This is a genomic window from Pseudonocardia sp. T1-2H (assembly GCF_038039215.1).
Lineage (GTDB): Bacteria > Actinomycetota > Actinomycetes > Mycobacteriales > Pseudonocardiaceae > Pseudonocardia.
The window spans coordinates 1636089-1661577 of record NZ_JBBPCL010000001.1; the positions used below are offsets into that span (position 1 = coordinate 1636089).

Consider the following 25489-nt stretch of genomic DNA (forward strand, 5'->3'; position numbering starts at 1 on the left):
ATGCTCCTCACCCGTCCTCACGCCGCCGCGGCGGCCGTGCTCCCTAGCCGCACCATCCAGGCCTCCTGCCGCGCGGCCAGCTCCGGCGCCCGTTCCGGCGCGGTGGCCAGCCGCGAGCCGGTCAGCGCCATCAGTCGCGTGCACTCCTGCCACAGCCAATGCGTCGACAGGTCCATGCCGCGCGCGACGTCGCGTTCCAGGCGGTCCAGCCGCTCGGGCCCGACGGCGAGCGGGTCGACCAGGGTCGCGAGCGGCCGGCCGGCGAACGCGCGCATCGGCGTGTAGAGGCACAGGTCGACGATCGTGTCCAGCCGCTCCAGCGACGCCTCGACGAGCTCGCGCACGGCGGCTGGCGCGCGGTCCAGCGGGTGGGTGCGCACCCATGCCAGGGCGAGGTCGTCCCACGGTCCTGGGCCGTAGGCTCGCCCGCACATCCGGGCCCCGAGCAGCACCCGCAGGTAGGGGACGGGGTGCGGGTCGCCGATCGGGAAGGCGAACACGCTGTTCTCCTCCCCGGCGAGCACGTCATACAGCGCCGCCACCGCCGCGAAACCGGTGTGCGCGAACGCGAACGCGTCGGCACTCACTTCGGAGGTCCAGCCGGCCCACGCCGCCGCGACCGGCGAGCCCGGTCCGAGCTCGCGCGCGAACGCGGCCGCGAGCTCCGGGGTCCAGCGGGTGAGGGCGTCCACCTGGTGGCCCGTCTCGTGGGTGAGCGCCGTGCCTCGACGCATGTTGTGCCGGGTCATTTTGATCGTGGCGACCGGGCTGAGCGAGCCCTCGTCCCACAGCCGCAGCCCGTACCGGGTGATCGCAGCGCCGATGCCCTTGTCGTAATAGGTGAGCGCCGGCGGCACGTCCAGGTCGAGCGGTCGCAGGGCGGCCGCCATGCTCTGCGTGGCGATCACGTCGCACGCCGACAGCAGCGCGGCCAGGCGCGGGTTCGTGCGGGTGTTGACCGCGTCGCCGTAGAAGTCGAGCAGCGTCTCGGTGCGCAGGTAGCGTCGGCGGAACGCGACCACGCGGCGCCGCAGGCGTTCGAGATCGGTCGCGGTGCGGGCCGCGCGCAGGTCCTCGGCCAGCGCGTCCGACTCGTGGGCAAGCCGTCCCACTGCGTCGTCCAGGTGCCGGCGCAGCGCGAGCCCGAGGTATCGCTCCAGGCTCGCCCACGCCGGTGCGGAGGCGAAGCCCTCCAGGTCGGCGAGCCCGGCCGTGGCCGCCCGCCAGTGCGCGACCTGGCGGGCGACCTGTGCCCGCAGCGCCGAGGTGGTCACCGGCTGAACCCCGGCAGGATCTCCACCACCGCGTCGGCGGGCGCGGGCGTCGGGCCCGTCGCGGGCGGGACCGGCCCGCCCCGCAGGAGGTGGGTGAGCCGCGCCAGGCCGGGCGGGTGCCGGAAGGTGACGCGGACGGTCACTCCGTCGGCCGGGTTGGCCAGCGCCTCGGTGAACTGCCGGCCGTGGCGGGCGGCGAACCGGTCGGTCACCGCGCGGTGCAGCGCCGCGGGCAACCAGCCGGCCAGCCACCGGCGCACCTGCGGCCGGCGCTGCGCGACCCGCCCGGTCAGGTGGTCCTCGGGCACGGCCTCGTGCACGATCCGGACCCGTCCGGGCGCCCGCCCGCGCAGCACGGCCCGCAGGCCCGCGTCCACCCGCCGCAGCAGCAGCCGGGTGAGCCGGCGCGCGCCGGCGGGACCCTGGCCGAGCGCGGTCGCGAGCTCCTGCGCGTCGGTCTCGCTTAGGTACAGCCGCACCCGCACCTCGTCGCGGCCCGGGGTGACACGCACCGACAGACCCGTCGAGCGCGGGCGCCGCTGGCGGTCGCGCCGCCTGGCAGCTGGTGTCGACGCCGCCGCGCTGGGGATCTCCAGGTGGTAGAACCGCTGCCCGTCGGCGATCACGTCGGGCCCGGCCAGGTACTCCGGCGCCACGTCCCTGCCCAGGCCTGGCTCGCGCAGCAGCATCCCGGCCGCCTGCGTGGTCAGCGGGTGCAGCGACATCTCGTCGAGCTGCGGCACCTCCCGCTCGGCGCGCACCACCCGGGCCAGCGCCGTCCCCGGAACCGCCTGGTACATCCGCATCCGGGCCTCGACGGGACCGGTGATGCCGTACCGGTCGCGCAGCACGTCCGCGAGCGTGCCTCCACCGAACGTCCGCACGGCCCGGGCGAGCTGCGGGGTGATCCGGGTCGGCGCCACGTGCGTGAAGCCGCGGTAGAACGGTCGGCCCTGGGTGGGGAGAAGCACCCACGTGCCCGGCAGTTCGGTCTCGCGCAGCTCGGGCCGGATCAGCTCCGGCGGGAAGTTGGCCGCGGCGGCCTCGTCGAAGGCCTCCGCTACCGCCGCTTCCAGCAGGGTCTCGCTGTCGAGGACGGCCTCGTCCAGCTCGGTCATGCGGCGCACGGTGTCTTCGACGGTCCCGGCCAGGGCGGTGCCCGCGACGTGCGTTTCGGTCTCCTCGCTCGCCTCGAGGCTCAGCATGCGCAGACCTGCGTCGACGATCGCCCTGGCCAGCGGCCTGCTCTGGGCCCCGACGTAGGGCTGGATCATGCGGGCGACGTGCCGGCTCAGCGCCGCGACGACCTTCGGGCGCGCGAGGCGGAGACCGAAGCGCAGGACCGGCAGGAGCGCGGGCACGAACCGTTCCGTCGCCTGTGTGGCGTCCTGCCCCTCGCCCAGGGCGCCGACCTCGGCGATGAACCGCTCCCGGGCGGCGTGTAGCTCGCCGAGCGGGTCGCCCTCGCCGCGTTCGGTGTCGGCCATGCCGACCAGCGCGACCTCGCTCTCCAGCTCGTCGCGCGCCAGCAGCAGAGTGGCCACCCCGACGTCGAACTCCTCCTGAATGAGGCCCACCGCGGGCCCGGCGGGCTGGTCAGTCTCGCCGTACTCGTCGAGCTCCTGCGCGGTGGCCTTGCGCAGCAGCCGCGCGGCGAGCTGCCTCGCCGCCGGTCGCAGCTGCGGTGGGAGTTGCCCCAGGGCGAAGCGCAGGACCTTCTTGACGAGCGCGCGCACGAACGGCAGCGACGCCAGCTTGCGCAGGATCGCCGAGATCGGCAGGAACCGCCCGGCGAGCTGCACGCCCTTCTTGACGACGCCGGCCAGCTTGCGCCCGAACCCACCGAGGAAGTTCTCGAAGGCGGGTCGCATGCCGGTGTCGGCCACCTCGAACCGGCTGAGGAACCCGTCGAGCTCCTCCTCCGTCATCGCGGCGGGATCGTGCTCGGCCGCCGCGTCGGCGACCTGCTCGACCAGCGCCTGTGCCCTCTCCTGAAGGGGCGCCAGGTACTCGCTCAGGAACCGCTCGGCGACCGGTCCGGTAGCGTCGTCCGCGGTCTCGAACCGGTACTGCTCCGCGTACGCCTCCGCGGCGTCCTGCACGAGCTCCCCGACAACCTCGTCGAACTCGGCGTCGTGCAGCTCCGCGAGCAGCTCCACCGCCTCGGACGCGCGCGGGTCGGGCGCGTCGGCCTCTACATCCGATCCGGTGTCGGCGGCGAAGTACTCGTTGAGGAACGGCGAGTCGGCGCGGGCTGGCGTCGCCTCGGACGCCTCCGGTCGGTCGGCCTCTAGGACGAGGGTCTCCCCAAAGGGCGCGACCTCGAACGACTGCGGGGCAGCCCCGTTCACCTGCCCGTTGACGTACGTCCCACTCGGCATCGCGGCACCCCTCGATCGAGTGATGTGAATCACACTCTATGGGGCGTGTCAATGGCTCTGCCGGCGCGCCCGCCGCGTCCGCGCAACGCGCACCCGCCCAAGCTCGCTCGAGCTACGACCGGGTGACGGGAAGGACGAGATCAAGGTCGTAGATCGGCTCATCAAAGAGCTATCCAACCTCGATCCTGACAGTGGATTGTTCCCACCGACGCCCGGCCCGCAACGCTTCGTGGTGCACGCCGAGCTGCTCAGCCAGCCGGCGGATCACCGGTTTCGGGTCCGACTCCTGATACAGCCGGACCGCGCGCTCACGCAGCTCGTCGGGGTACTTCTTCGGTGCTGCCACAGAGACTTCCTTCACAGCCCTTCGGCCATGATCGTCGGTCTCCGAGCTACCGGGGGAACCTCAGATGAGTTGATGACGCAAGACGCAATACCCGCGATTCAAAAGAAGGAGGATCTATCCGAGCATCACGCCAATACCCGCGCTCAAGAAATCGCATGGGGGTCCCCCAACGCAAAGTCCGATCACAACCCTGTGCGCGGTTAGCTGATGCCGAGGAGGCCGAGAATCGGCACTCCGGCCGCACCCAGCCATCGGGCGAGCGTCTCGATCGGCGTCGACAGGGCGGTCCCCGCCGTGGCGAGTGCGCCGACGCCCTGGAGGATCTCGGTGAGCCGGCGCAGTGAGGCAGCGATGTTGCCCCGGTCGGGCTCGGAATCGCCGAGGTGGTCCTCCGCGTCCTTGAGTTCCCGTTCGGCTATGGCCGCGGCGGACGGGGGAAGGGCGATGGTCTCGAGCTGGCGGCGCAGCCGCCGAGCTCGCCGCGGGCGTGCTCGATTGTGATCTGTGAGCCTGATCTGTCGATGAAGGTCTGGTCGCCAGCGACGTTGTTGATGGTCCGCGCTCGCTGGTTTCGGATGTTGAACATTGCGGTGCCGCTCCGTTCCAGGCTACCGAGGTGGAGGCGTTGGGGGGCCCCAATTTGGCGGCGGCGCCTGCCAGCCGGTGTAGGCAGGGGGAGGCGGGGCCTGCCAGTCGGTATAGGCAGTGGGAGGTGGCGGGAAGACGGGCAGCCTCCGGCGTCGGGCGGCGGCGATGATGTGCATGACGATTCCGGCCAAGAGGATGAACTGGCCGATGAAGGCGATGCCGAAACCGAGGAGACCGACCGACACGCCCCCGATCTTCGGTCCACCGAACCCCAACTCGGGCGGGCTGACATTGCCGAAGTCGTTCATCTTGCTAATTAACGGGACTATGAATCCTACGGCGCCCCCCGCCACCATGACGAACCCGACGGTCACGAGGTGCCGCGCCCTGGTCTTGGCTGCTGCGATCTCGCGCAGGAAGCTGTCTCGCTCGCGCAGGACCTGGGTGAGGTACTGGTCCCTTGCCACGTTGTTGACGTTGTATCCGCTTTGATCGCGGATATCGAATGGTCCTGCTTGACTCATGTTTACCCCGCCATTCATGCTGCTTTGGTCAGCCGATCCTGCGGGCCTCATCGCTCGGCACCGTTGGCCCATCACGTCCTGGCCCGCCGAGCAGCCAGCTCGACCGCCCTGACGTGAAGCGTGACCGGCAGCGCGCGGTGCATCTATGGTGTAGGCCCCCCGCTTACGGGGGCAGCCCCCACGGCAACCGTCGTCAAGCTGGCTGGCGGCCGTGACCTTCCCCCGCCGCCACGGACTCGTTGATCCTCCCCCGATCACGTGGGGTATGGGGTTCAGGCCGCGCCAGCGACCGGGGTGTGGGTTCGTTCGTAGTCGATGGGGAGAGGTAGTCCAGCCCGGAGTGGCGCCGGACGGGGTTGTAGAAGGCCTCGATCCACTCGAAGATCGCGCTCGCCAGTTCCTGCCTGGTGCGCCAGGGCCGGCGATCGAGTAGCTCGACCTGCATCGAGGAGAAGAAGCTCTCCGCGAGAGCGTTGTCGAAGCAGTCCCCGATCGAGCCCATCGAGCCGAGCAGCTGGGCCCGGCGCAGGCGCCCCGGCCTGACCCGGCGAGGAGGGAGCCGCCGCGGCTGGCGCTTCAGTCGCCGCGGCGGCGCCCCGGCGACGCCGGAACGGGCGATCGCCGCTCGCCGGGACCTGCGGTGACCGAGGCGCTCAGCCCCGGCCGTCGCCGTCCACCGCGTCCTCGGAGGTCCCGGCGGTCGCCTGGTCGGCTCCGCTGCCGGCCAGGGCCTGACCAACCGGAGGCATCAAGAACAACCGAGACACGTTCTGCGACGCTCTGACCTGCCAGATGCAACGCAGCTCACATCGCTGATTACCTTTGCAAGGCAGTGCGTCGGAGTTCCCGAGGGCAGAGGCAGCCGACAAGTGAACGGTGACAACGGACGCAATCTTCACCAACAGTTGACCATGCGCCGCGCTACCCGACGTCGGGCGCATAGCTCTTCACGAGCCAGCCGTCCTGGTAGCCGATATCCGCCCACTCGAAATAGAGATCGACACCGTCGGTGGTTCGGATGTAGGCGGAGACCTTGCCGGTCTGCTCGACATCGTAGGTCATATCGAACCCCGACTCGCCGGGCTTCATCGCTAGCAGGCTGGGCACGAGCGGACGACCGACGTTGTCCCGGGCGTTCGCGGTGCTCAACTCCTTCATGCGCATTACGTTGCCGACGCGCCAGGCGGCGAGGAACGCGTCAGCACTGGCGACGGCCTGCTGACGTTGGACCTTATCCCGCTCGTCGCACGCCGCGGCCTGAGCAGCACCAGGCTGGCCGCCGCGACAGTCGTCGTTCAGTATCTTCCAGCGCTCCCACAGGCTCGTGGGATCGTTCGACGTCGAGGTCCCCGCCGCGGCCCGGGGATCGAGCCGGAACGTCAGGCTGCCTTCGGCGAGATTGTCGAAGATCCCGTCCCAGGCCGACGTGAGGACGTTGGCGACGGCGAACGCGCGCAACGCCTTCTTCGCCGCAGGTTCCACCCTGCGGAGGGCAGGCTCCACCCGCTGCTCGAATCCTGCCGGGACGTTCTTGACGCCGCTAGAGCGGATGAGCTTCGCCACCGTAGCGGCGGCAAATTTTGGGTTCATGACCAGGTCGAGAACGCACTCGACGCCAGCCTTGATCTTGTCCGCCGACGGCACCTCCTTCGCGACGATGTCGCCTCGCCAGATGTCCGTCCCGCCGATCTTGTCGGCACAGTTCAGCACCAGATAGGTGACCGCCAGGGTGGTCTCGTTGCCGCCCGACTGTGATTCGATCAGGCCGCCGAGCAGCGCTGAGACAGGATTGAGCAGGACGATCGGATAGGTCTGGTAGCTCTGGATCTCCCCCTCCGCCTTCGTCGCAGGTCGCCGGAAGCCCATGCTCATGCTGTCGCCGCCTTGCAGCAGCACACTCGTCTGCGGGTCAGCGCCGAGTACCGACGTCAGGGCGGAACGCCAGGTGTCGTTCCCGCCCTCGACCCAGAGATAGTCCTTCGTCGTCGATGGGATGGTGATCATCTGCAACGTCTGACGATTGGACTTGAGGAGGATCTCCGCTCGGTCGGATCCGTCCTGGGCGCGGTTGGTCTGCAGGCACGCGTGGACCGAGGAGAGTTCCTTTGCCGCCATGTGCGCCCACTCGGGGCGCCTTCCACAGGCAGGCGGATCGGTCCGGCCGGTCATCCAGTCCGCGAGATAGTCGATCGCGCCGCCGACAATCTGGGCTCCGCCCTTCGCCCACGTCACGGGGTTGAACCACGCCGCATAGTCGTCCGAGAACGATGACGTCCAAATCACGACCTCGTTAGCGGGCTCGTCCCAGGCGGCGGGGATGACTGAATAGGCGCCATCGTCACCGACGTGCAACACCGCCGGGACTGCCTCGTCATTAGGCCGCGCGGGAAGTGGGAGCCGGACCTCGACCGCCCCGTCGAGCGGCTCGCGGAGCTCGACCGATACCCCGGACCCCAGGGCCTCCACGCCTCCGGGCACCGCGATGTCGGGAGCCTTGTCGGCATCGATCCGGGAGGGATCGGCCGTACTGGAACCTGCGAAGATGGTGAAGACCCCATCAAGCCCGGCGATGAGGTCGCCGGTCGGTGGGATCGGCGCTCCGGACGGTGTCTGATCAGCTGTGGCAGGAGCAGCCTCAGGTGGGGCCTCGCCGGTGCATGCCGTCACCGACAAGGCGATAGTTACCACCAGCAGAGACAGCAGCGTGTCGAGCCGCAGACCGCGCACGTTCGCCCTTCGTCAGCACAGCCCGTAGCCACACGGATACGAGCGTTAACATCAACTCGCCGCTGGGCGAATGGGTGTTACCCGCTGGTCTAAAGTCGAGGCGATAACGGTGTGGTTGAACGCTACGGTCATGGGAGAGGGTGCGACCTCGACCGGGCTTCAGGTCAAGGGCGTGGCCTGCTCTTGGATCTGACCGGGTCGCCGTTTCCGTCGCGCGGAACGCGAGGTTGCTCGTGGGATCATTCGTGGTGCGAAAGCTCGTCTATCGGTGATGCCTACGGCGTCCGCAGTCAGCCGAGCTGGGGACGAAGTTGCTGGTAGATGCCAGTGGCGAAGATAGCCGCGCCCTTTACACCCGAGCGGTCGCAGGTTCGATCCCTGCCGCGCCCACTGTCTGACCTGCGGAAATGTGTTCGGATGCCTCTGCAATCGTCAACTCCGGCCCCACGTGGTGCCGGATTTTCGCACCACGGGGCCGTTTGATGACACCTTCTAGCGGAACTCCCTGCGGCCAGAGTTGAGCCCTGCGTCTTGGGTGTGATTCCGTCAGGAGATCGGCCAGCCCTGGGCCGCCAACTCGCCGGTGCGTGCGCTGGCCGCCAGGTACCGTGCGCCGCCACCCGATTCGACGGCTGCTGCCCGATCCCTCGGGCGGATCAAGGTCGGTCGCGAGCAGGTCGGGTCGGATCCGGATGTAGCGGGTGGCGTGGCGCCACCGGTGCTGCTCGAAGGAGGTGCCGACGTCGAGTTCGCCGACGGTTGTCGGGCGACCTGGAGGTAGTCGATGGGTTCGCGGGGTCGCTGCCCGAACCTGCTCGACGGGATCCTGGCTGGCCAGGGGTGTGCCCCGGCCGCCGGGGTAATGGGGTGGTGCGGCCGGCAGCGCTTCCGCCCCGCCGGGGCGACCACGGTCCTGCCCGCGCAGCTCGCGCTGATCGCCCTCGGCTTCACCGGGCCCGAGCACAGCGACCTTCTGGCACAGCTGCACATCGGGCTCGACGAGCGCGGCAACCTCGTCCGCAACGAGGACTTCATGTCCACGGAGGAGGGCGTGTTCGTCGCCGGGGACATGGGTCGTGGCCAGTCGCTGATCGTGTGGGCGATCGCCGAGGGCCGCGCCGCGGCGGCCGCGGTCGGCGCCTACCTCACCAGCCGCGACCTGCTGCCCCGACCGATCCGGCCCGACCACGCCCCGATCGGCTGATCAGGCCCGGCGTCGGCGCCGGAGCCACAGGACCGCTCCGAGTGCCACAACGACGAGCCCGGCGAGCACGGCGAGGGCCACGGCGAGGCTCGAGCCGCCGCAGTCGTTCACCGGGTCGTCGTGGGTGAGCGCGCAGATTATGCGCTCGCCGCGGTCGGTGCCGTACCGCGCGACCAGCTCGGACCGGAAGTCCTGCCACTGCCGGCGGGTCTCGGTGACGACCCCGGACACGGCCTTGGCGAAGTTGTTCCCGACCATCCCGCGCGTCGTCGTCGGGTCGCTGGCCGCGCCGGTGGCGGGGTCGATCCGGCCCCGGTCCTTGTTGAGCGCGGCGTGGGTGACCCGCAGCGTGCAGGACGCGACACCGGGGACCTCGTCCCGTGCCACGAAGCACCCGGTGCTGAGCCCGGGCGGCGGGCCGGGCGCCGCGGCGCCGCGCAGGTCGAGCAGCGGAGTCGGTGCCGGGAGGTCGAGTCCCGGCGGGTTCTCGTCCCCGACCGGACGGGCCGGGTCGGCCCGGTCGGCCCAGTTGCTGTGCGCGTAGAAGTCCTGCACGCCGTGGAGGGCCCGCCCGAACCCTTCGAGGGTCGCGCACTTGGCCCGATCCTCCCGCTGCTCCCGGGACCGGCACTCCGGGTTCAGGCCGACCTCGGCGGCGAGCACCTCGCCATCGGCCCCGAGCATGTACTGCGCACTGTCCAGTCCCTCGCCGAACCGCAGATGGTTCAGGCAGTCGACGAGCGACGCGGTGGCCTGGTCGCGGGTGCGCGGGTAGTCGCCCGCGACGTAGTCCGCGTCGTCGCAGTGCGCGGCCGGGTCGGACAGCTCGTCGCTGTCCGGCGCGCCGACGGCCCCGAACTCGTGGCCGTGGCCGGCGAGGTAGTCCACGGTCACCGGCTCGATGCAGTCCGGCTCCGAGCCCGCGTCGCCGGCACAGCTCAGGGCGGCCCGGGTGAGGCGCTCGTGCTCGCGGCTCTGGCCCCCGGTGTCGATCGTGCCGAACCCGGCGGCGGAGCCGGGCGCCGCGGCGAGACCCAGGACGACGAGCAGGCAGAGCAGCACCGTGAACCGCCGTCGTCGCACGCGGAGCTTCCCCCTCGACCGGCCGCGTCACCGACGGTGCCGCGCGGGAGATCGCGCCGGCCTCATCCCGGCGGGGTGATCGCCGGGCCGAGTCCGTCGTTCGCCGTGAGCCGGCTCCCGGCCGTCCGGGCCGTGCCGGGCCGGGCGAGCACCCAGACGACGCCCACCAGGATCCAGGCCGCGGAGATCGCGGGATAGATCCCCGCGGCACCCTCCGGGTACGGGACGATGTTGCGGAACAGCGTGTACCCGAGCAGGACCAGCGCGAGCGCCGGGACGACGACCTCCCACGCAGCCACCTCCCGGCGTCCGGAGAAGAACAACAGCCGGGCGGCGCCGATCGTGGCGAGCGCGTAGACCACCAGCAGGATCAGCGTGCCGATCGTCGCCGAGGCCTGGAACAGCGTGAACGGCTCCCCGCGCACCCCGAACCACGCGATGCCGACGATCACGTACATCGCCCCGACCACGACGACCGTCGCCCGTACCGGTGTGCCGCGCACCGGGGAGACCTCCGCGAGCGCGGCCGGCCCGACGCCGTCTCGGGTCAGGGCGAACAGGAGCCGGGAGGCGCCGACCGCGCAGGCGAGCGCGCAGCCGAACGCGCTGACCGCCGCGCCGATCGTGATGAGGTGGCCGACCCAGCCGGCGACGTACTGCGCCCCGAGGTCGCCCAGCAGCGACGACGACGCCGTGAACGCCGCCACGCCCGCCGGGTCGGTACCGAAGCCCATCACCTCGACAGTCGTGACGAACACGAAGTAGACGCCCCCGAACACGGCCGTGCCCAGGATCGCGCGCGGGATGCTCCGGCGCGGGTCGCGGGCCTCCTCGCCGAGCGTCGCCGCGGCCTCGAATCCGGCGAAGGAGAGGAACCCGAATACCACGCCGAGGAACAGCGCGGACACGCCGGTGCTGGGCGCAACGGTGAACACCGAGGCGTCGAGGGTGCGGCCGCCGGGAGCCGTCCCGCCGGCCAGCCGGACGAGGACGACCACGCAGACGGCGACGATCAGCGCCACGGTGACGCCCTCGATGGTCAGCAGCACCCGCGTGCCGCCCCGCACCCGGACGACGGCGAGTCCCAGCACGCCGAGCAGGGCGACCGCGGCCAGGGCGAATCCCGCCCAGTCCGGCTGGTCGGGCCAGATGCCGAGCACGCGCAGGGCGTCGGCCCCGAAGATCCCGGCCGCCGTCGACGTGACGACCCCGTAGAACACGTACGTGCCCAGCAGCGACCACCCGGCGACGACACCGGCGCGCGGGCCGAGCGTGGCGCCGACGAACCCGTAGACGCTGCCGGCGTGGTGGAACCGCTGGCACAGCCGCACGAAGGTGTACGCGACGAGCAGGACGCCGAGCGTCGCCAGCGCGAAGGCCAGCGGGACCGCGCGCCCGACGGAGCCCGCCGTGCCCTGTGGGTTGATGTTGGCGGCCATCGAGGGCGCCATGAGCGCCAGGGAGAGCCCGATCGCCTCCCACACGCCGAGGCCGCGACGGAGCCGGGCGGGGGTCGAGCTCTGCACCATGGCGCTCACCTCTTCCGACCCTGGCTCGGCCCGACCGGGGTGAGAGTTACGTTCGGCGACGGGACGGGCGGGGCGCAGACTGTCGCCCATGCCCGACAGCTCGACGGGGAGCGACCCCTCCGCGCGGCCGTCCCGCGCGAGCCGCCGCCGGTGGCGCCGCATGCTGGCCGACGAGCGCGAGGAGGCCAAGGTCTACCGCGACCTGGCCGGCCGGCGCAACGGCGACGAGCGGGAGATCCTGCTCGGCCTCGCCGAGGCGGAGGAACGGCGCATCGCGCACTGGGCGCGCCTGCTCGGCAGCGACGCCGCCTCGGCCGGCCGAGGCTCGTTGCGGATGCGGTTGCTCGCGCTGCTCGGGCGGCGGTTCGGCTCGGTGTTCGTGCTGGCGCTCGCGCAGCGTGCCGAGACCCGCTCGACCTACCGCTGGGACGTCGACGCCACCCCTGCGATGGCGGCCGACGAACGGATCCACGAGGAGGTCGTCCGCGGCCTGGCGGTCCGTGGCCGGGCCCGGGTGTCCGGCACCTTCCGGGCCGCCGTCTTCAGCGAGGGTGCCACCACGTTCAGCTACTGAGTGGGCGCCCGGCCGGTCGGCATGCCGACGTCGCTGCCCTCGGAGGCGTGGTCGACGCGGACGTCCTCCCCCGCGGCCTCGATCTCCAGGAGGCTCTCGCTCGCCAGTTCCCGCTCGTAGGCCGTGGCCCCGCCGCGGGCGCCGAACAGGCGCTTGGCCACGACCAGGTAGACCACCGCCGCGACGTTGATGGCGAACGCCCCCGCCTTGGTGACCGTCACCGACTTGGTCAGCTCGTAGACCTCGTAGGGGATGAAGACGGCCGTCGCGATGACCGTGAGGTACTCGGCCCAGCGCTTCGCCATCCACAGGCCGACGCCCTCGATCGCCTCGAGGAGTCCGTAGCCGAGCAGGCCGACGGCGACGAGGACCAGGACGCCGTGCCCGGCGTGCAGTGCCTTGGTGGCCTCGTGGACGATCGTCGTCCTGTCCAGGTCCACCCCGAGCCGGTCGAAGATCGGGCGGAAGTAGGGCAGCCAGGAGCCGAAGGACCTGCGCAGCGCGGTCTGCGCGCTGGAGAAGCGGTACACGCCGAACGCGGCCGCGACCAGCACCATCGCGCGCACGAGGCGCTCCACGGCCAGCACCCGCAGGATCGTGAGCTGGCGCAGCGCCTTGCCGCGGGCCGGCACCGGCGCCTGGTCGGCCGGCCCGTGCGCCGCCGCAGGCCCGAGCACCCAGTCGCCGCAGCGCAGGCAGCGCCAGCTCTCGCCCAGCGCCGTGCTCCCGCGTAGCCGGGCCGCGAGCTGCTCCTCGTCCGGCGCATACGTGAGGTGGCCGTTCCTGCCGCACGTCTTCAGTTCCCTGCTGGACACCATGCCGCTCCACCCCACCTGCTTGACTGCTGACATGGACCTGCCGCTGCCGCCGCCGGTGAAGCCGATGCTGGCCAAGCCTGCCACAAGCTGCCGACCGGTGAGGGATTGTTCTACGAGCCGAAGTGGGGCGGCTTCCGCTGCATCGTCTTCCGGGACGGCGACGAGGTGGAGCTCGGCAGCCCCAACGAGCGGCCGCTCACCCGCTACTTCCCCAAGGTGGTCACCCCGGCCGCAGATCACATCAAGGAGTACCGGTACGGAGCACTAGTGCCTCGCCAGAACCAAGGTGATCAACGAGGTAGTCCTGGACGAGCGCGAGGAAGGTGCCTACCTGCACCTCGTCGAGCGGTGGCGTGTCATGTGGGGGCCGGGTGGCGCCTAGCTCGGCTCGGGCTTGCTGGCTACCTAAGCACCATCCTCCGCGAGCCACCGGTGATCGAAGAGGGAGGCGTGTGCGAAGAACCGGATTCAAGTGGGGGTGAGCGCCACATCGGTCTCCCCGCAGCCATCGACGCGAGCCCGGGCATATCGATAGACCTCGGGGAGCCTCCGCCCCGTCGACGCCACGGAGGCGTATCAACTTTCGCAGCCTGCGGACCAGACCAGCGCCGGTGAGCGCGCCCGCCGTCCGGCTCCTAGACCAAGATCAAGGGCTCTTCGCGCACACCTGGGCACAGAGGCATACCGTACGTTGAAAGTGGGCCTCTCCCTAACTTTTGCTGGTCCCTGGGTTTGTCTGTGAGAGGCTGAGTTGTCCGTGAGAGATCGTGCCCCCGCATCTTCGTGATGCGTGGCGCCGGAGGCGCCGGGCCGCGTGGATAGCCCGGTGGGGGCCCGACGCTACCGCCGTGAGGATCACCGCCCGTGGCGAAGGCTGGTCAACCCTCAGGCGTGGGGTCAGCGGGTGGTGAATGTCAGCGTGGTCGTCGCCGCGCATGTGTGGTCGACCGGCGGCGCCGGGTTGTCGAGGAACCCGATCATGGTCGATTGCGCGCATGTCGATTTCGGTAGGACGGCGTGGCCGGTGAAGGGAAAATTCACCAGCTGCGAGTTCTTGAGGTGCGGGGTGACGAGGTTGACCCACTCGGGGGCGGTGGCGGCATCGAATTCGCCCTCCATGATCAGCACGGGCACGTCGCTCACGGTCGGGGCCATCGCTGCGGCATCGGCCTTTCCGACGTTCCAGATCGGGCATTCGGTGAACAGGCGGCCCTGTTTGGGCTGCACCCGCAGCACGCCGTCGGGGAAGCCCGGGAGCACCGATCGGGCCTTGGTCAGCGCGGCTTCCTCGGTCGTCAGATTGGCCTCCTCCGAACAGAACACGCCGAAGGCCAGGCCGTAGCCGGCCAGTCCGACGATCACGGGCGGAGTCTGCAACGCAAGCATGGCGGCGACGGTCGAGCTCGCATCGCCTCGCGCCATGTCGGTGATCATCTTAGGGACGCCGGACGCATCGCCTCGCTCGCTAGCCATGATCACGGCGTAGGCGAAAGGAAATCCGTCGATGTTCACCGTCAGTGGTGCGCCGGAGGCATCCTTGGCCTGTACGACGACCGGCGTCTCCTCGAGTCGGTTCACGGTGGCGGTGAAGTCCGCCGCCAGGTTGGGGTAGGCGCTCGCGCAGGATGGCTGGGCCGCACACGCTGCGAATATCGCTTTGAACGAGCTGGCCGGGGCCGCCCACCAGGCCTCGGCGATGTTGTTGTTCGGCGGCGACACCGAATCGAGGACTACGCTCCGGATGCCTTGCGGGTGATCTCTCAGCACGGACAACGCAAGGTTTGATCCGTAGGAGACCCCGTAGACGTTCCAGGTGTCGATGCCCAGCGCCACGCGCAGATCGGCGATATCGGCGGAATTCTCTGCGGTGTTGTAGGCGGCCAGGTCGACGCCGGCGGCGGCCAACCGGTTTCGGCACTTCTGAACGGCCGCGGCGTCCCCGGCCGTGGTGGATTCCGCCGTGAACGGAACGCTGATGGCATCGTTGACGTACTGATCGACCTCGGGACATCCGAGGAGAGGGTCGGCGTGATGGGTCCCGCGCTGATCAGCGAAGATGACCTCGCGGTCGGCGTTCAGACCCTTCTTGATCATCGATGTCACCTCGAACGACCCAGCACCGCCTGGGCCGCCCGACAAGTACACAATGGGGTCGGGCTTGGGTGTGGCCGAGACGGCGGGTGCGCGCATCACGAAGATGCGGATCTTCCGCCCGTCGGGCTTGGACCGATTCTCCGGGACGGTCAGGTAGCCACACTGAACACCGGGTGGAATGTCGAGGTCGGGGACGCCTGCGACATTCGGTTGGGGACAGGGCGTGCTCGCGTAGACAGCATCGGGTTGCTGGGCGCCGGACGGGGTTCCGGCACAGGCGGCCGCCATACAGACGGTGGTGAAGGCAAGGGACGCCACGACTGCGCCGACCCGGCTCATCTCGTTCCCTTCATAGAGGGCCGCCCGAGGTCCACCGCAGGATCCCGAATCGGTTCTCAAGCCCCTCCGCGGTGTGCGCGTGGTTTGTGGATCCCGTCTGTGACCCCCGAGCGGTTCACGTGGATCCTGTCATGATCGCCCGCGCGTGCTCGGGCCCTGCCGCCTCGTGAGCGCGGCGACGTCCACTGCCGCAGAGGCGGGAGGGTGACGTCGAGCTGACCCCGACGTGGGTCTGGAGCGTGCAGTGGGGCCCTCGGCCAGTCTAGCGTATTTAGTATCCGGCGCAAATAAACTTTTCTCTCCGGTTTGGAGAAGCGGAACTGCCTTAATCGGCGTGCTGGGCACTAGAACTTATGGCCACTCAGCCGCATACTCATTGATTAACGGCCGCCCCTTCGTGGCCCGAGTCTTAAGCTGGGCAGTGATCTTCTTTGAATGTGGCTTCTGTCTAGTTTTTGCCGTGCCTCTTGGTGTCGGAATTTGGATATTGGCAATTGGAGTATCGTTCCATATCTCTACCGCTCTGTTGATGGGAATAAACGGGTTCTTCTTCGCCTTTGCGACGGAGCAGGGCCCGTGCGAAGTCGTCGGGTGATCTTGTAAGTGGTCAACGGTTCTTCGCGCGCAGCAGCGCCTACCCGCTCGCTTCCGGGATGTCTGTGCGTATGTCAAACGAGGGCACCGTGCCGTCCAGCAGGTTGGCAAAGGCTCAGTAAGTAGAGATCGGCGCCGGTGGGCAGCGGCATAGGCGCCGCCGGTGGCGAGCCGCCGGACCGGCGTTGACGGACTGCGCGGTGTTACGACATCGCGCCGCGCTCTGTGGAGCTGCGCAGCTACTTCTGACCGCTGCCGTACGGTCGGGTGATCACCTCGAGGTTGTGGCCTTCTGGGGAATCGAAGTAGGCACCGCGGCCACCGTCGTTCGTGTTGTAGCCCGGGGTGCCGTGCCAGGGGTCGGCGTGGATCGGCACGTCCCGCTGCCGTAGTCGGCCGGTCACGGCGTCGAAGTCGGCTTCGGAGACGAGGAACGCGTAGTGCTGTGGATGCACCTCGTCGCTGCCATGTAGTCGAGGCTCGCTCCGTCGGGCAGCGCGACGACGCTGAACGGTCCGAAGCGGGTCGGCGCGGGTAGCCCGAGCACCTCGGCGAGGAAGCGCGCGCCGGCCTCCTGGTCTCGGGTGGCGATAATGGTGTGGTTGAACGCTACGGTCATGGGATAGAGGGTGCGACCTCGACCCGGCTTCAGGTCAAGGGCGTGGCCTGCTCTTGGAGCTAACCGGTCGCCGTTTCCGTCGCGCAGAACGCGAGGTTGCTCGTGGGATCATTCGTGGTGCGAAAGCCCGTCTACCGGTGATGCCTTGGGTGTCTGCAGTCGTCTGACCTGCGTGCAAAGTCGCTGGTAGATGCCAGTGGCGGAGATAACCGCGCCCTTTACACCCGAGCGGTCGCAGGTTCGAACCCTGCCGCGCCCACCACATCTGGCCTGGAGATTCGCAGGTCGTCGGGCTCAGCGTTGGCGTGTCGTGACCCCAAATCTGACCCGAAACGGTCCTACCGTGACCTCGTGACCTCGTGACCTCGTGACCTCGTGACCTCGTGACCTCGTGACCTCGTGACCTCGTGACGTCGACACGGGCCGGGCGCAAGCGGGTGCGAGGAAGCATCGACAGGATGCCCAACGGTGCTCTTCGCGTGCGTGTGCACGCCGGCTACGACGCCGTCACGGGACAGCGTCACCGGCTGACGGAGATCATCCCGCCCGGGCCGCAGGCGGTCGCTCAGGCTGAGGCCGCTCGGACACGGATGGTCCACGAGGTCGACGAGCGTCGGAACCCCCGGACCGCGGCCACGGTGAACCAGCTGCTGGATCGCTACCTCGAGATGATCGACGTGAGCGCCTCTACACACCTGATGTACGAGCGGTATCTGGACAAGCACGTCCGGCCGTTCATCGGGAGCAAGAAGGCGGGTGCTCTGGGCCCGGACGAGCTGGACTCGCTCTATGCCGAGCTCCGTCGCTGTCGGGTCCACTGCAAGCCCCGCAGCAAGGTCGTCGATCATCGGACCCCGCGGCCGCATGAGTGCGACGAGCGCTGCCGTCCGCATGTGTGTAAGCCGCTGTCGAACACGACTGTTCGGCACGTTCACCACGTCCTCAGCGGCGCGTATAAGAGGGCGGTGCGCTGGCGGTGGGTGGCGACGAGCCCGGTGGTGCAGGCCGAGGTTCCCGCACCGAAGCCGCCGGACCCGCGGCCACCGACGCCTGCTGAGGCGGCGAAGCTGATCGAGGAGGCTTCCGCGGATCCGGACTGGGGTGCGTTGGTCTGGTTCACGATGACGACGGGCGCGCGCCGTGGCGAGGTGTGTGCGCTGCGCTGGCGCGACGTCGACCTCGACGGCCGGACCGTGCAGATCCGTCGGGCGATCGCCACCGACGGGCGTCGGAACCTGGTCGAGAAGGACACCAAGACCCATCAGCAGCGCCGGGTCGCCCTCGATGAGGAGACGACCGCTGTGCTCGCGGAGCACAAGGCGCGGGCCGAGGAGGCTGCCGCTCTTCTTGGGCGCGAGTTGACCGGGGCGTCCTTCGTGTTCTCGCAGTCTGCGGACAGCAGTGAGTCGCTGGTGCCGTCGTCGGTCGGGCAGCGGTATACCCGGATGGCGAAGCGACTGGGCCTCGAGACCCATTTCCACGGCCTGCGGCACTACTCGGCGACCGAGCTGATCGCCGCCGGCATGGACATCCGCACGGTCGCGGGCCGTCTCGGCCACAGCGGCGGCGGGGTCACGACGCTGCGGGTCTATGCCGCCTGGCTGGCCGAGGCCGACCAACGCGCCGCGGCGGGGATCACCGCCCGGCTACCGGAAAGGCCGACGTCCGTGTCGGCGGTGGAACGTGCACGGACCGCGCCACGGTTGCCGTTCGAGAAGACGGCTGCGGCGATCCTGCGGAGGATCGAGGCGGGTGAGCTCTCGGAGGGCGAGCATCTTCCGGCGATCAACAGGCTGGCTCGGGAGTACGAGGTCGGGGTCGGGGTCGGCGTACAAGGCTCTCGACTTGCTGCAGACCTGGGGCGTGGTCCGTACTCAGGCGGGCGGAGGCGCTGTTGTTCTTGCGCCTGAGCAGCCGACCGAGCCCGCGGTCAGCACCGCGGCGGTGCCTGAGGAGACGGCGCCGCTTGCACCGCAGCGCCGTCTCCTCGATTTCGTCGTCCGGCGTCGTGGCTACGTGATTGCAGACTTCTCTGCGGAGGCCGATCCCGATGACGCCCCAGGGCTCTGTGAGCTGCTGGTGGGGGCGGTGCGCCGCGACGGCCGGGATCCTTCTGAACTCGACGACTTCACGCTGGAGGTCTCGGACCCGGTGCTGAAGGAGCGGCCGCCCGCGACACGGCGCTGGCCGCGCTGCGCACCGAGCACCAGGCCGAGCTCGACCGGATCCGCCGCGACACCAGCACCGCCCGACACCAGGCCGCGGCCGAACACGCCGAGATCGTCGATCGGCTGCGCGCCGACCTCGCCGCCGCGGCCGAGCGCCGCGCCACCGAGCACGCCGGCCAGCTCGCCGAGCTGCACCGCCAGCTCGGCGCCGCCGAGCACGAGATCGAGGTCCTCCGCGCGCGCCTGACCTCCGATCAACGATCAGGCGGGAGCGGAAGCGCGCGGCCCGGCCAGGGCTGAGCGGACCCCTCCCGCAGCGCGAGGACCGTCAACCCGCCGAGGCCGACCACAAGGCATAGGCGCTGGGCCAACCCGCCGGCCGGGAGGAACACCGGATCCTGGGCAAACCCAGAGCGGCCAGCGCGAACCACGCGACCGCGGTGGTATCGCAGCGTTTTCGGCTCGGCTTTAACGAGCTCACGGTCAGGTCGACGGCGATCATCACCACGGTCAGCCACGCTTGGTCCCCCCGGTGGGCTGGTGTCCGGATGACCGAGCCGCCCCGGGACCCGTTCGCCGCGAGGTACCGCTGGCAGTCAGAGGCCGCCCCGTCCGCCCGCGGCCCAACTTCCAACGCCTGCCAGTCCAACGAGGCCCGAGAGCCACCACCCTCCGAATTGCGATACCAGGTACGACCGCGAATCATCGAAGATGACGATGATCAGGGCGGGCGTTTACTCCCTGCCCTCGTGAACAGCTCCTTTGTCTGCGACTCGCCAGGGGCCAGCTGCCCAAGCACCACGCTTGGTCCTGCAACCTTCCCGTTCTTGGTCTCTTCGCCCGGCCAGTACGTGTCCACGCGAAGGATCGTCCGGTAGATCGGTAGGTCACTGTGGTTGGTGGCAGCGACCTTCTAGACGGTGATCTGCTTGTTGTCCTCAGCCCGCGCTGAGTGGTAAGCGGGCTCATTATGAGCTGATACCTTGCTGGCTTGCGCCTCGCGGTTGTCGTCAAGCTGACGTCGGAACACCCACAGGGCCAGCATGAACGCTGCGACTGCACCGACTCCAGCAAAGGCGTCAGCGATGGTTCCGGCGTAGTTCCAGAAGTCCTTGGGATCATTAACGAGCACGGGGAGCGGGAGCACGGCTTATTCTATCGCAGTGTCAGAATGGCTCTTCAGGATATTCAAGGTACTCGTACTGCTCCGGCATAGGTCGTCCGGTGACGCGCCGCTTCAGTTTATGGAACCATAGACCAATCGCAAGCCGCTTCTCGAACTTCTTGGTGACCTCGTTCTCGGCATCTATCCTCTGTTGATCTTCTACTCGCCACGCGTCAACGTAGTCCTCACAAGCGACCACCAGCTTGAGAAAGTCCTTGACCCCGCCGACAAGCGCGCCATCTGTGAATCGTGCCCATTCTCTTCCAGCAGAGTCAGTGAACATGACAGCAGATTTCCACTCGTCTGTCCGAAGTATGGTCTCGACCATATCGACGCGGCTCTCGCCAGGTTTCAAAGTGTCCGCACTTATAGACTGGCCACTGTGAGTCATCCACTCGAACTTGCTACGCCGACGACCGAGGTTCCAGATCCTGCAGCGAAGTCCGTAGATTGGAAACTTGCTGTAGTTGGCGTACTCCACGCCGATGGACCACATCGATTCGCCCTCTAGCTGCTGCATGTCTCCGTGACCAGCAGCTATCTCGTTCGCCTGTGCCTTCCGGCTATCGTCCTGCTGACGCTTGAAGACGACGAAGCCGAGGATCAGCGCGCCAGCTGCCCCGATGCCCGCAATGCTGTCGGCGATCGTGCCGATGATGTCCCATACGCTCGTAGCGTCTCTCGGCATGGTCAAAGTCTACTGATACACATTCATGCGGAGATTACGTGCAGCCCGAGGGGTCCTCGGTCGGCAGGGTCAAAGAGTTATCCCGTCTCTGCCCCACGGAACCCCCAGGGCATCCGCCCGCTCCTGGCCGCCACCGGGCGTCGCGCGTTCCACACGTCGCTGGGCGAACCCGGCCTGTCCGACACCGCGGCCGCGATCAGCGAGGGCCGGCCTGGCCTGTGGACCGACGGCTCGTGAGCCACCGCTGGCCAGCTCACAACAGCGGCAATCGCAGCGCTTCCGGGGCGCGGCCGTGGTCATCGCGACTGGTCTACCGGTTTGGGCCGCAGCGACCGGACTGCAGGTGATCTCGCCGGCTCGTCCTGCGCCGCGGTGCCAACGGATCTGCCGACTCGCGGCGGGAGCCTACGGCCCGGACCGACCCGGGTCCCAAGCCAAGCGGGCGTGCGCCCGGGATCGCTTCGGGCAGGTCCCAGTCCCGCGCGCACGACGCCCCGGCGCCGACCCCCCGTCGCCGACATGGGTGGACCGAGGCGCGCACTAGTCATAGCGTGGCTCGATGGTGTTTCCGCTGGTGACTGATCGTCTGCGGGTGCGGGCCTGGACGCTGTTGGACACCAAGGATGCGTTGGCGACCTATGGGGTCGCCGATGTGACGGGGTGGCTGACCCCGGCCACGGACCGGATCGGGGACACGGCCGCGATGCAGGCGGTATTGGGCGCCTGGGCCGAAGCGCAGGTCAATCTTCTCCCGCCGCTGGGGCGGTGGGCGATCGAGCGTCGCGCCGACGGGGTCGTGGTGGGCGGGTTGGCGATCCGGCTGCTGCCGCCCTCCCAACAGGATTTGGAGATCAGCTTTCAGCTTCGTCCGGACGCGTGGGGGCAGGGCTTTGCCACCGAGTCCGCCGCCGCTCTGATCGAGTGGGCATTCACCCACGGCGCCGAAGAGCTGTTCGCGGTGGTCCGGCCCGACAACACGAGAGCGATCGCGGCCGCGCGCCGGTTGGGCATGTCCTGGGTCGGGGAGACCGACAAGTACTACGACCGCACCTTGCAGGTCTACCGCGTCCGTCCGGGTGATCTGACCACCGACCCGATGGTCGAGCTGCCCGACACCGACCATGAGAACAATACGAGGACCTGAGGGGCAACAGGCCGCGCCGGCGCGCGGGCCTCGGGATCGGGGTCCCCGGCTGTTCCCACAACACCGCGATCTCGGTCGCGAACGGACCGTATCCGCAGCTGGGTCGTCAAGACGCGGCCCGCCTAAACCCAACACCGCTTCGGGGATGAGGGGAGTGCAGCGGGGCACCGATCTCCTCACGGCGCGCCGAGATTGCTCGGCTCAGGCCGGTGAGTCGAGGACGGACACATCCCCGGGGTGCAGGTCGGCGCGCAGCCGGACGTAGCGGGTGGCGTGGCGCCACCGGTCCTGTTCGAAGGAGGTGTCGACGTCGAGCTCGACGACCGTGGTCGGGGCGACCTGGAGGTAGTCGAGGGGTTCGCTGGGGCGCTGCCCGAACCTGCTCGACGGGATCGTGGCCGGCCACGGGTGTGCGCCGGCCGGTGGTGAGGAGGTGGCCGAGTTCGGCGCGGGCGGGTCGGGGCAGCGGGGTGGTGCGGGGCTCAGGCGTCGAAGCGGACATCGGCGCGACGAACGTCGGCGCCGAGATGGAGACCAGCTCCCGCCCGGGATCACCGAAGCGTGCACCGAGCGGCACCGCCACCAGGAGTTCCTGGCCTTCCTCAAGCAGGTCGCCGCCGCCTATCCGCGCCGCGAGCTGCACGTCGTCTGCGACAACCTGGCACCCACAAGCACCCGGCGGTGCGCGGCTGGCTCGCCCGCCACCCGCGAGTCCAGCTGCGGGATCGGGTGGGGGTCATCGGGAGGCGATGAGGTTCGCCAGCGCTCCGGACCTGACGAGGACCCACCCGCCGATGACGATGAACACGGTGGGGATGAGCCAGCGCCCGAATCCGCCGACGAGCGCGGCCACCTGCTTGCGGCTACCGATCAGCGCGGCGGCCGCGCACCAGCCGCCGAGCAGGACGAAGAACGTCACGATGGTCAACACTTCGCTGCCGGGTGGAAGGCCGGTGAAGAGCAGGACATAGACGGTGACGTTGTCCACGCCGTTGGCGGCGGTCAGCCCGGCCACCGACATCGTGCCCGTCGCCGGGACGTAGGTGGGGTCGCGATGGGTTCACTCGATGTTCATCGCTCGGCACGGAAGCGTTCATCGTGAAGGTTCCGGCGTCGAGGGGACTTCGGCCCCGGTGGACCAGTAGTACCGCCCGTGCTCGTCCCGTCGGGCCGGGACCGCAGAGATCCGGGACGTGAGAAGCCGACTTCCGAGTGCGGAGCGGCCTTGCGGTTCACCGAGGGATGGGAAGGCCGCCTCCTACCGGGCCCGTCGGCCCGGGGATCGCGCCGTTCCGGGCGGCCTCCTCGGCCTTCAGCCTCCTGCACACGACGCTGCGACGTCCGCGAGAAGCAGGTCCAGCTTCGGCGGACCGGGCGGCCGCACCCGGAGCATGCCTCGACGGGCCTCGACGGTCAGGAGGGCGCTCGACACGAGGCAGGGCTCGGCGGTCCCCGCGATGTCGGCACGGAGCGCGGGCCCCTCGGCCTCGTCGTCCTTGACGAGTTCGAGTAGGGCCGAGGTGTCCACGTGGATCGATACCGCTCCTCGTCGCGCATCTCGCGGATGCCGACGCTCTCCGGCTCGCTCACCGAACCGATACAGCACCGATGTGCTCCACAAGTCTGCTGATGAGCCGGCCGCCGCGCCGGCCCCGCAGATGTCCCGGGCTCACCCGGCGAGATCAATTACCTGGTCGACCCAGCGTGTCGAGCCACTAACCCGAAAATGAGTCGGGGACGGGCGAACGGGGCCCACCGGCCAGGTGCGTGTCGGGTCGGGGTCGGGCTGTGGTGGTGCTCAGGCCGCGGGTTCGAGGGTGACCTTGAAGTCGAGGGCCTCGAGTTGCCGGACGTGGTTGCGCTTCTTGCGGTCCGGCCCGATGCGGTTGTCGTAAAAGTCGGAGCCCAGGTCACGGTAGCGGGCGCCGGGGGCAGACAGCAGGTGCCAGATGATGACCAGGGTCGAGCGGCCGACCGCGACGATCGCCCTCTTCTTGCCCCGGCGCCGGGCGATGCGCCGGTAGCGCTCGCCGAGGAAGGTGTCGGTCTTCCCGGCGGTCACGGCCGCCGCGCCGAGGACACGTCGAAGCCCAGCGGGAGATCGACCTGACCGTCCGTACCATGAGCCTCGCCGTCCTCAACGACGGCCGCGAGGGGCACGTCCCCGAGTCCGAGAAAGGCCTCGACAGCGCGTGGCGGCCCGTACGGGTCGCGGCCGCGGTGGACGAACGGCTCGGCCAGCCCGGGCTCAGGAGCTACTACGAGACGTTCGGGCGGCTGTTCCACGTCGAACGAGTCCGCGGCAGAGACAAAGTGATCCGCGACGTACTCGCCCGCATGAACGCGGACGAACTCATTGCGGCTGCAGACACCACGGACTACGACGAGACCATCATGAAGAGCCACAACGCCGGCATGGAGCCAGTCGGCCTCGAGGTCGGCACCCCCACCATCCACGTAGACGGTGTGGCGTTCTTCGGGCCAGTGCTCAGCGCGATACCGCGGGGTCAGGAAGCCCTCGACATGTTCGACGGGACATTGCTGATCGCACGCAACCCACACTTCTCGGAGCTGAAACGAACCCGGTCAGGGGACCTTCGCTATGACTAGTACTCCAGCCGCACTTCGTTAGTTTGCCTGTCTTGATCACCTGACGGTGGTAGTCGGTCCGGGCGCTTGCGCGGTCGGCCGGGTCCGGCCCGATGGAACGCCGTCGACGGGCGCGGGCTGCGGAGTGCTGGTGGGCCCGGCCGCTGCTGGAATCGAAACACCGAACACCGAACACCGGACACCGGACACCGGGTCCAGGTTCAGGCGGCGTTGGCGGGACTGCCAGACCGCCCGATCGCGCTACCCTGCCGCTGTCAACTGGTCAACCACCGCCCACGACGAGATGACGGTGGTAACGCGAGGAGCGGAGTCTTCAATGCGACTGCTCGACCGATTGCTCAGGTCGACTGTTGCTCGGCTGGTCGTGGAGCGCATCGAAGAGGAACGCCTGGACGCGCTGTACCGCTACCGCGTCCACAGCGATCCCGCCCGACTGCGGATCCATCCGACCGCCGTCGTCAATAATGCGATCTTCAACACCGGTGGCGGTCATATCACGGTGGGGGAATATGTGTTCTTCGGGCACAACGTCTGCGTACTGGCCGGGGTGCACGAGGTAGACAAGTTCGGTCTTGATCGACAACGGGCCATCCCGCGCAGCGGCTACGACATCGAGATCGGTGAGGGCGCATGGCTGGCCACCAACGTAATGGTCGCCGGGCCGGTGAAGATCGGCGCGCACGCCGTCGTCGGTGGCGGATCGGTGGTACGCAAGGACGTCGAGCCGTATGCAGTGGTGGCCGGCAACCCAGCGAGGCTCATCCGCTACTTGACTCCGCCAGACGCTCACCAGGAGTGAGGCTGCCACGTAGGCGGGTTGCGCCTCGGGTGGGTGGCGGCGTTGGACGCACTGCTGGAACGGGTCGCGGGCGGACGGGTCCACCACCAGAGGCGGCATCAAGGTCACGAGGAAGCCGCTGCCCCCGGTAGCCCGGCAGCGCCCATCGTCACGGCTGGATTGACCTGCTCATCAGCCGCGAGACACATCCATCACGCTGATACCCGGCGCTTGCGGTCATG

General features: G+C 69.2%; 22 protein-coding genes and 3 pseudogenes. 7 read left to right on the forward strand and 18 right to left on the reverse strand.

Going from position 1 to position 25489, the window contains the following annotated elements; translation table 11 throughout:
- Positions 1-17: 17 nt before the first annotated feature.
- From WBK50_RS08190 to WBK50_RS08215, 6 genes are all read right to left on the reverse strand, one after another.
- Entirely contained in the window at positions 18-1274 is a 1257-nt protein-coding gene (locus tag WBK50_RS08190; protein ID WP_341335009.1) for a hypothetical protein, read from the reverse strand.
- On the reverse strand, positions 1271-3655 hold the full coding sequence (locus WBK50_RS08195; protein WP_341335010.1) for a hypothetical protein: 2385 nt from the start codon (positions 3653-3655) through the stop codon (positions 1271-1273). Before WBK50_RS08195 ends, WBK50_RS08190 begins: the two co-directional genes overlap by 4 nt.
- Positions 3656-3824: 169 nt before the next feature.
- Positions 3825-4001, reverse strand: a complete 177-nt coding sequence (locus WBK50_RS08200; RefSeq protein WP_341335011.1) for a transposase — start codon at positions 3999-4001, stop codon at positions 3825-3827.
- Between the two features lie 608 nt (positions 4002-4609).
- On the reverse strand, positions 4610-5131 hold the full coding sequence (locus tag WBK50_RS08205; RefSeq protein ID WP_341335012.1) for a hypothetical protein: 522 nt from the start codon (positions 5129-5131) through the stop codon (positions 4610-4612).
- Between the two features lie 175 nt (positions 5132-5306).
- The gene (locus tag WBK50_RS34980; protein ID WP_445942236.1) at positions 5307-5615 is read right to left on the reverse strand and encodes an integrase core domain-containing protein; all 309 of its coding nucleotides are present in this window, start codon (positions 5613-5615) and stop codon (positions 5307-5309) included.
- A gap of 419 nt (positions 5616-6034) precedes the next feature.
- Entirely contained in the window at positions 6035-7840 is a 1806-nt protein-coding gene (locus WBK50_RS08215; protein WP_341335013.1) for a hypothetical protein, read from the reverse strand.
- A gap of 883 nt (positions 7841-8723) precedes the next feature.
- On the opposite strand from WBK50_RS08215, the pseudogene gltD reads away from it, so the two are divergent.
- A pseudogene (gene gltD / locus WBK50_RS08220) lies at positions 8724-9044 on the forward strand (glutamate synthase); the annotation flags it as partial.
- Here the strand turns inward: gltD and WBK50_RS08225 are convergent.
- Positions 9045-10127 carry a hypothetical protein gene (locus WBK50_RS08225; RefSeq protein ID WP_341335014.1) on the reverse strand — a complete coding sequence of 361 codons (1083 nt, stop codon included), beginning with the start codon at positions 10125-10127 and terminating at the stop codon, positions 9045-9047.
- 62 nt (positions 10128-10189) lie between these two features.
- Positions 10190-11656: an APC family permease gene (locus tag WBK50_RS08230; RefSeq protein ID WP_341335015.1), complete on the reverse strand. Its 1467-nt coding sequence runs from the start codon at positions 11654-11656 to the stop codon at positions 10190-10192.
- A gap of 88 nt (positions 11657-11744) precedes the next feature.
- Between WBK50_RS08230 and WBK50_RS08235 the strand changes: the two genes are divergently transcribed.
- Positions 11745-12230 (forward strand): VIT1/CCC1 family protein, encoded by a 486-nt coding sequence (locus tag WBK50_RS08235; protein WP_341335016.1) that lies wholly within the window; start codon positions 11745-11747, stop codon positions 12228-12230.
- On the opposite strand, the gene WBK50_RS08240 is transcribed toward WBK50_RS08235, so the two are convergent.
- Positions 12224-13081: a DUF2127 domain-containing protein gene (locus tag WBK50_RS08240; protein WP_341335017.1), complete on the reverse strand. Its 858-nt coding sequence runs from the start codon at positions 13079-13081 to the stop codon at positions 12224-12226. The genes WBK50_RS08235 and WBK50_RS08240 overlap by 7 nt on opposite strands.
- Between WBK50_RS08240 and WBK50_RS08245 the strand changes: the two are divergent.
- Positions 13080-13270: pseudogene (locus WBK50_RS08245) on the forward strand (ATP-dependent DNA ligase); the annotation flags it as partial. The gene WBK50_RS08240 and the pseudogene WBK50_RS08245 overlap by 2 nt on opposite strands.
- Before the next feature lie 675 nt (positions 13271-13945).
- On the opposite strand, the gene WBK50_RS08250 reads toward WBK50_RS08245, so the two are convergent.
- Together WBK50_RS08250 and WBK50_RS08255 are read right to left on the reverse strand one after the other, a co-directional pair.
- Entirely contained in the window at positions 13946-15481 is a 1536-nt protein-coding gene (locus WBK50_RS08250; protein ID WP_341335018.1) for an alpha/beta hydrolase, read from the reverse strand.
- Between the two features lie 994 nt (positions 15482-16475).
- The gene (locus tag WBK50_RS08255) at positions 16476-16694 is read right to left on the reverse strand and encodes a hypothetical protein (protein WP_341335019.1); all 219 of its coding nucleotides are present in this window, start codon (positions 16692-16694) and stop codon (positions 16476-16478) included.
- Positions 16695-17173: 479 nt separating this feature from the next.
- Here WBK50_RS08255 and WBK50_RS08260 point away from each other — a divergent pair, with 479 nt between their 5' ends.
- Positions 17174-18604: a tyrosine-type recombinase/integrase gene (locus WBK50_RS08260; protein ID WP_341335020.1), complete on the forward strand. Its 1431-nt coding sequence runs from the start codon at positions 17174-17176 to the stop codon at positions 18602-18604.
- Between the two features lie 102 nt (positions 18605-18706).
- Here WBK50_RS08260 and WBK50_RS08265 read toward each other — a convergent pair whose 3' ends face one another.
- The 3 genes from WBK50_RS08265 to WBK50_RS08275 all read right to left on the reverse strand — a co-directional run bounded on the left by WBK50_RS08265 (position 18707) and on the right by WBK50_RS08275 (position 20715).
- Positions 18707-19120 (reverse strand): hypothetical protein, encoded by a 414-nt coding sequence (locus tag WBK50_RS08265; protein WP_341335021.1) that lies wholly within the window; start codon positions 19118-19120, stop codon positions 18707-18709.
- Between the two features lie 655 nt (positions 19121-19775).
- The gene (locus tag WBK50_RS08270; protein ID WP_341335022.1) at positions 19776-20009 is read right to left on the reverse strand and encodes a hypothetical protein; all 234 of its coding nucleotides are present in this window, start codon (positions 20007-20009) and stop codon (positions 19776-19778) included.
- A 19-nt stretch (positions 20010-20028) separates the two neighbouring features.
- Positions 20029-20715, reverse strand: coding sequence for a hypothetical protein (locus tag WBK50_RS08275; RefSeq protein WP_341335023.1), 687 nt, complete (start codon positions 20713-20715; stop codon positions 20029-20031).
- Positions 20716-21274: 559 nt separating this feature from the next.
- Here WBK50_RS08275 and WBK50_RS08280 point away from each other — a divergent pair.
- On the forward strand, positions 21275-21859 hold the full coding sequence (locus WBK50_RS08280; RefSeq protein WP_341335024.1) for a GNAT family N-acetyltransferase: 585 nt from the start codon (positions 21275-21277) through the stop codon (positions 21857-21859).
- A gap of 201 nt (positions 21860-22060) precedes the next feature.
- Here the strand turns inward: WBK50_RS08280 and WBK50_RS08285 are convergent, their stop codons facing one another.
- From WBK50_RS08285 to WBK50_RS08305, 4 genes are all read right to left on the reverse strand, one after another.
- The gene (locus tag WBK50_RS08285) at positions 22061-22426 is read right to left on the reverse strand and encodes a hypothetical protein (RefSeq protein ID WP_341339588.1); all 366 of its coding nucleotides are present in this window, start codon (positions 22424-22426) and stop codon (positions 22061-22063) included.
- 169 nt (positions 22427-22595) lie between these two features.
- Entirely contained in the window at positions 22596-22874 is a 279-nt protein-coding gene (locus WBK50_RS08295) for a cadmium resistance transporter (RefSeq protein ID WP_341335025.1), read from the reverse strand.
- 297 nt (positions 22875-23171) lie between these two features.
- Complete coding sequence (locus tag WBK50_RS08300; RefSeq protein ID WP_341335026.1) at positions 23172-23387, reverse strand: hypothetical protein; 216 nt, start codon at positions 23385-23387, stop codon at positions 23172-23174.
- Positions 23388-23657: 270 nt separating this feature from the next.
- Complete coding sequence (locus WBK50_RS08305) at positions 23658-23921, reverse strand: hypothetical protein (RefSeq protein ID WP_341335027.1); 264 nt, start codon at positions 23919-23921, stop codon at positions 23658-23660.
- 32 nt (positions 23922-23953) lie between these two features.
- Here WBK50_RS08305 and WBK50_RS08310 point away from each other — a divergent pair.
- Together WBK50_RS08310 and WBK50_RS08315 are read left to right on the forward strand one after the other, a co-directional pair.
- A pseudogene (locus WBK50_RS08310) lies at positions 23954-24469 on the forward strand (mycothiol-dependent nitroreductase Rv2466c family protein); the annotation flags it as partial.
- Positions 24470-24785: 316 nt separating this feature from the next.
- Positions 24786-25268: an acyltransferase gene (locus WBK50_RS08315; RefSeq protein ID WP_341335029.1), complete on the forward strand. Its 483-nt coding sequence runs from the start codon at positions 24786-24788 to the stop codon at positions 25266-25268.
- Positions 25269-25489 lie beyond the last annotated feature (221 nt).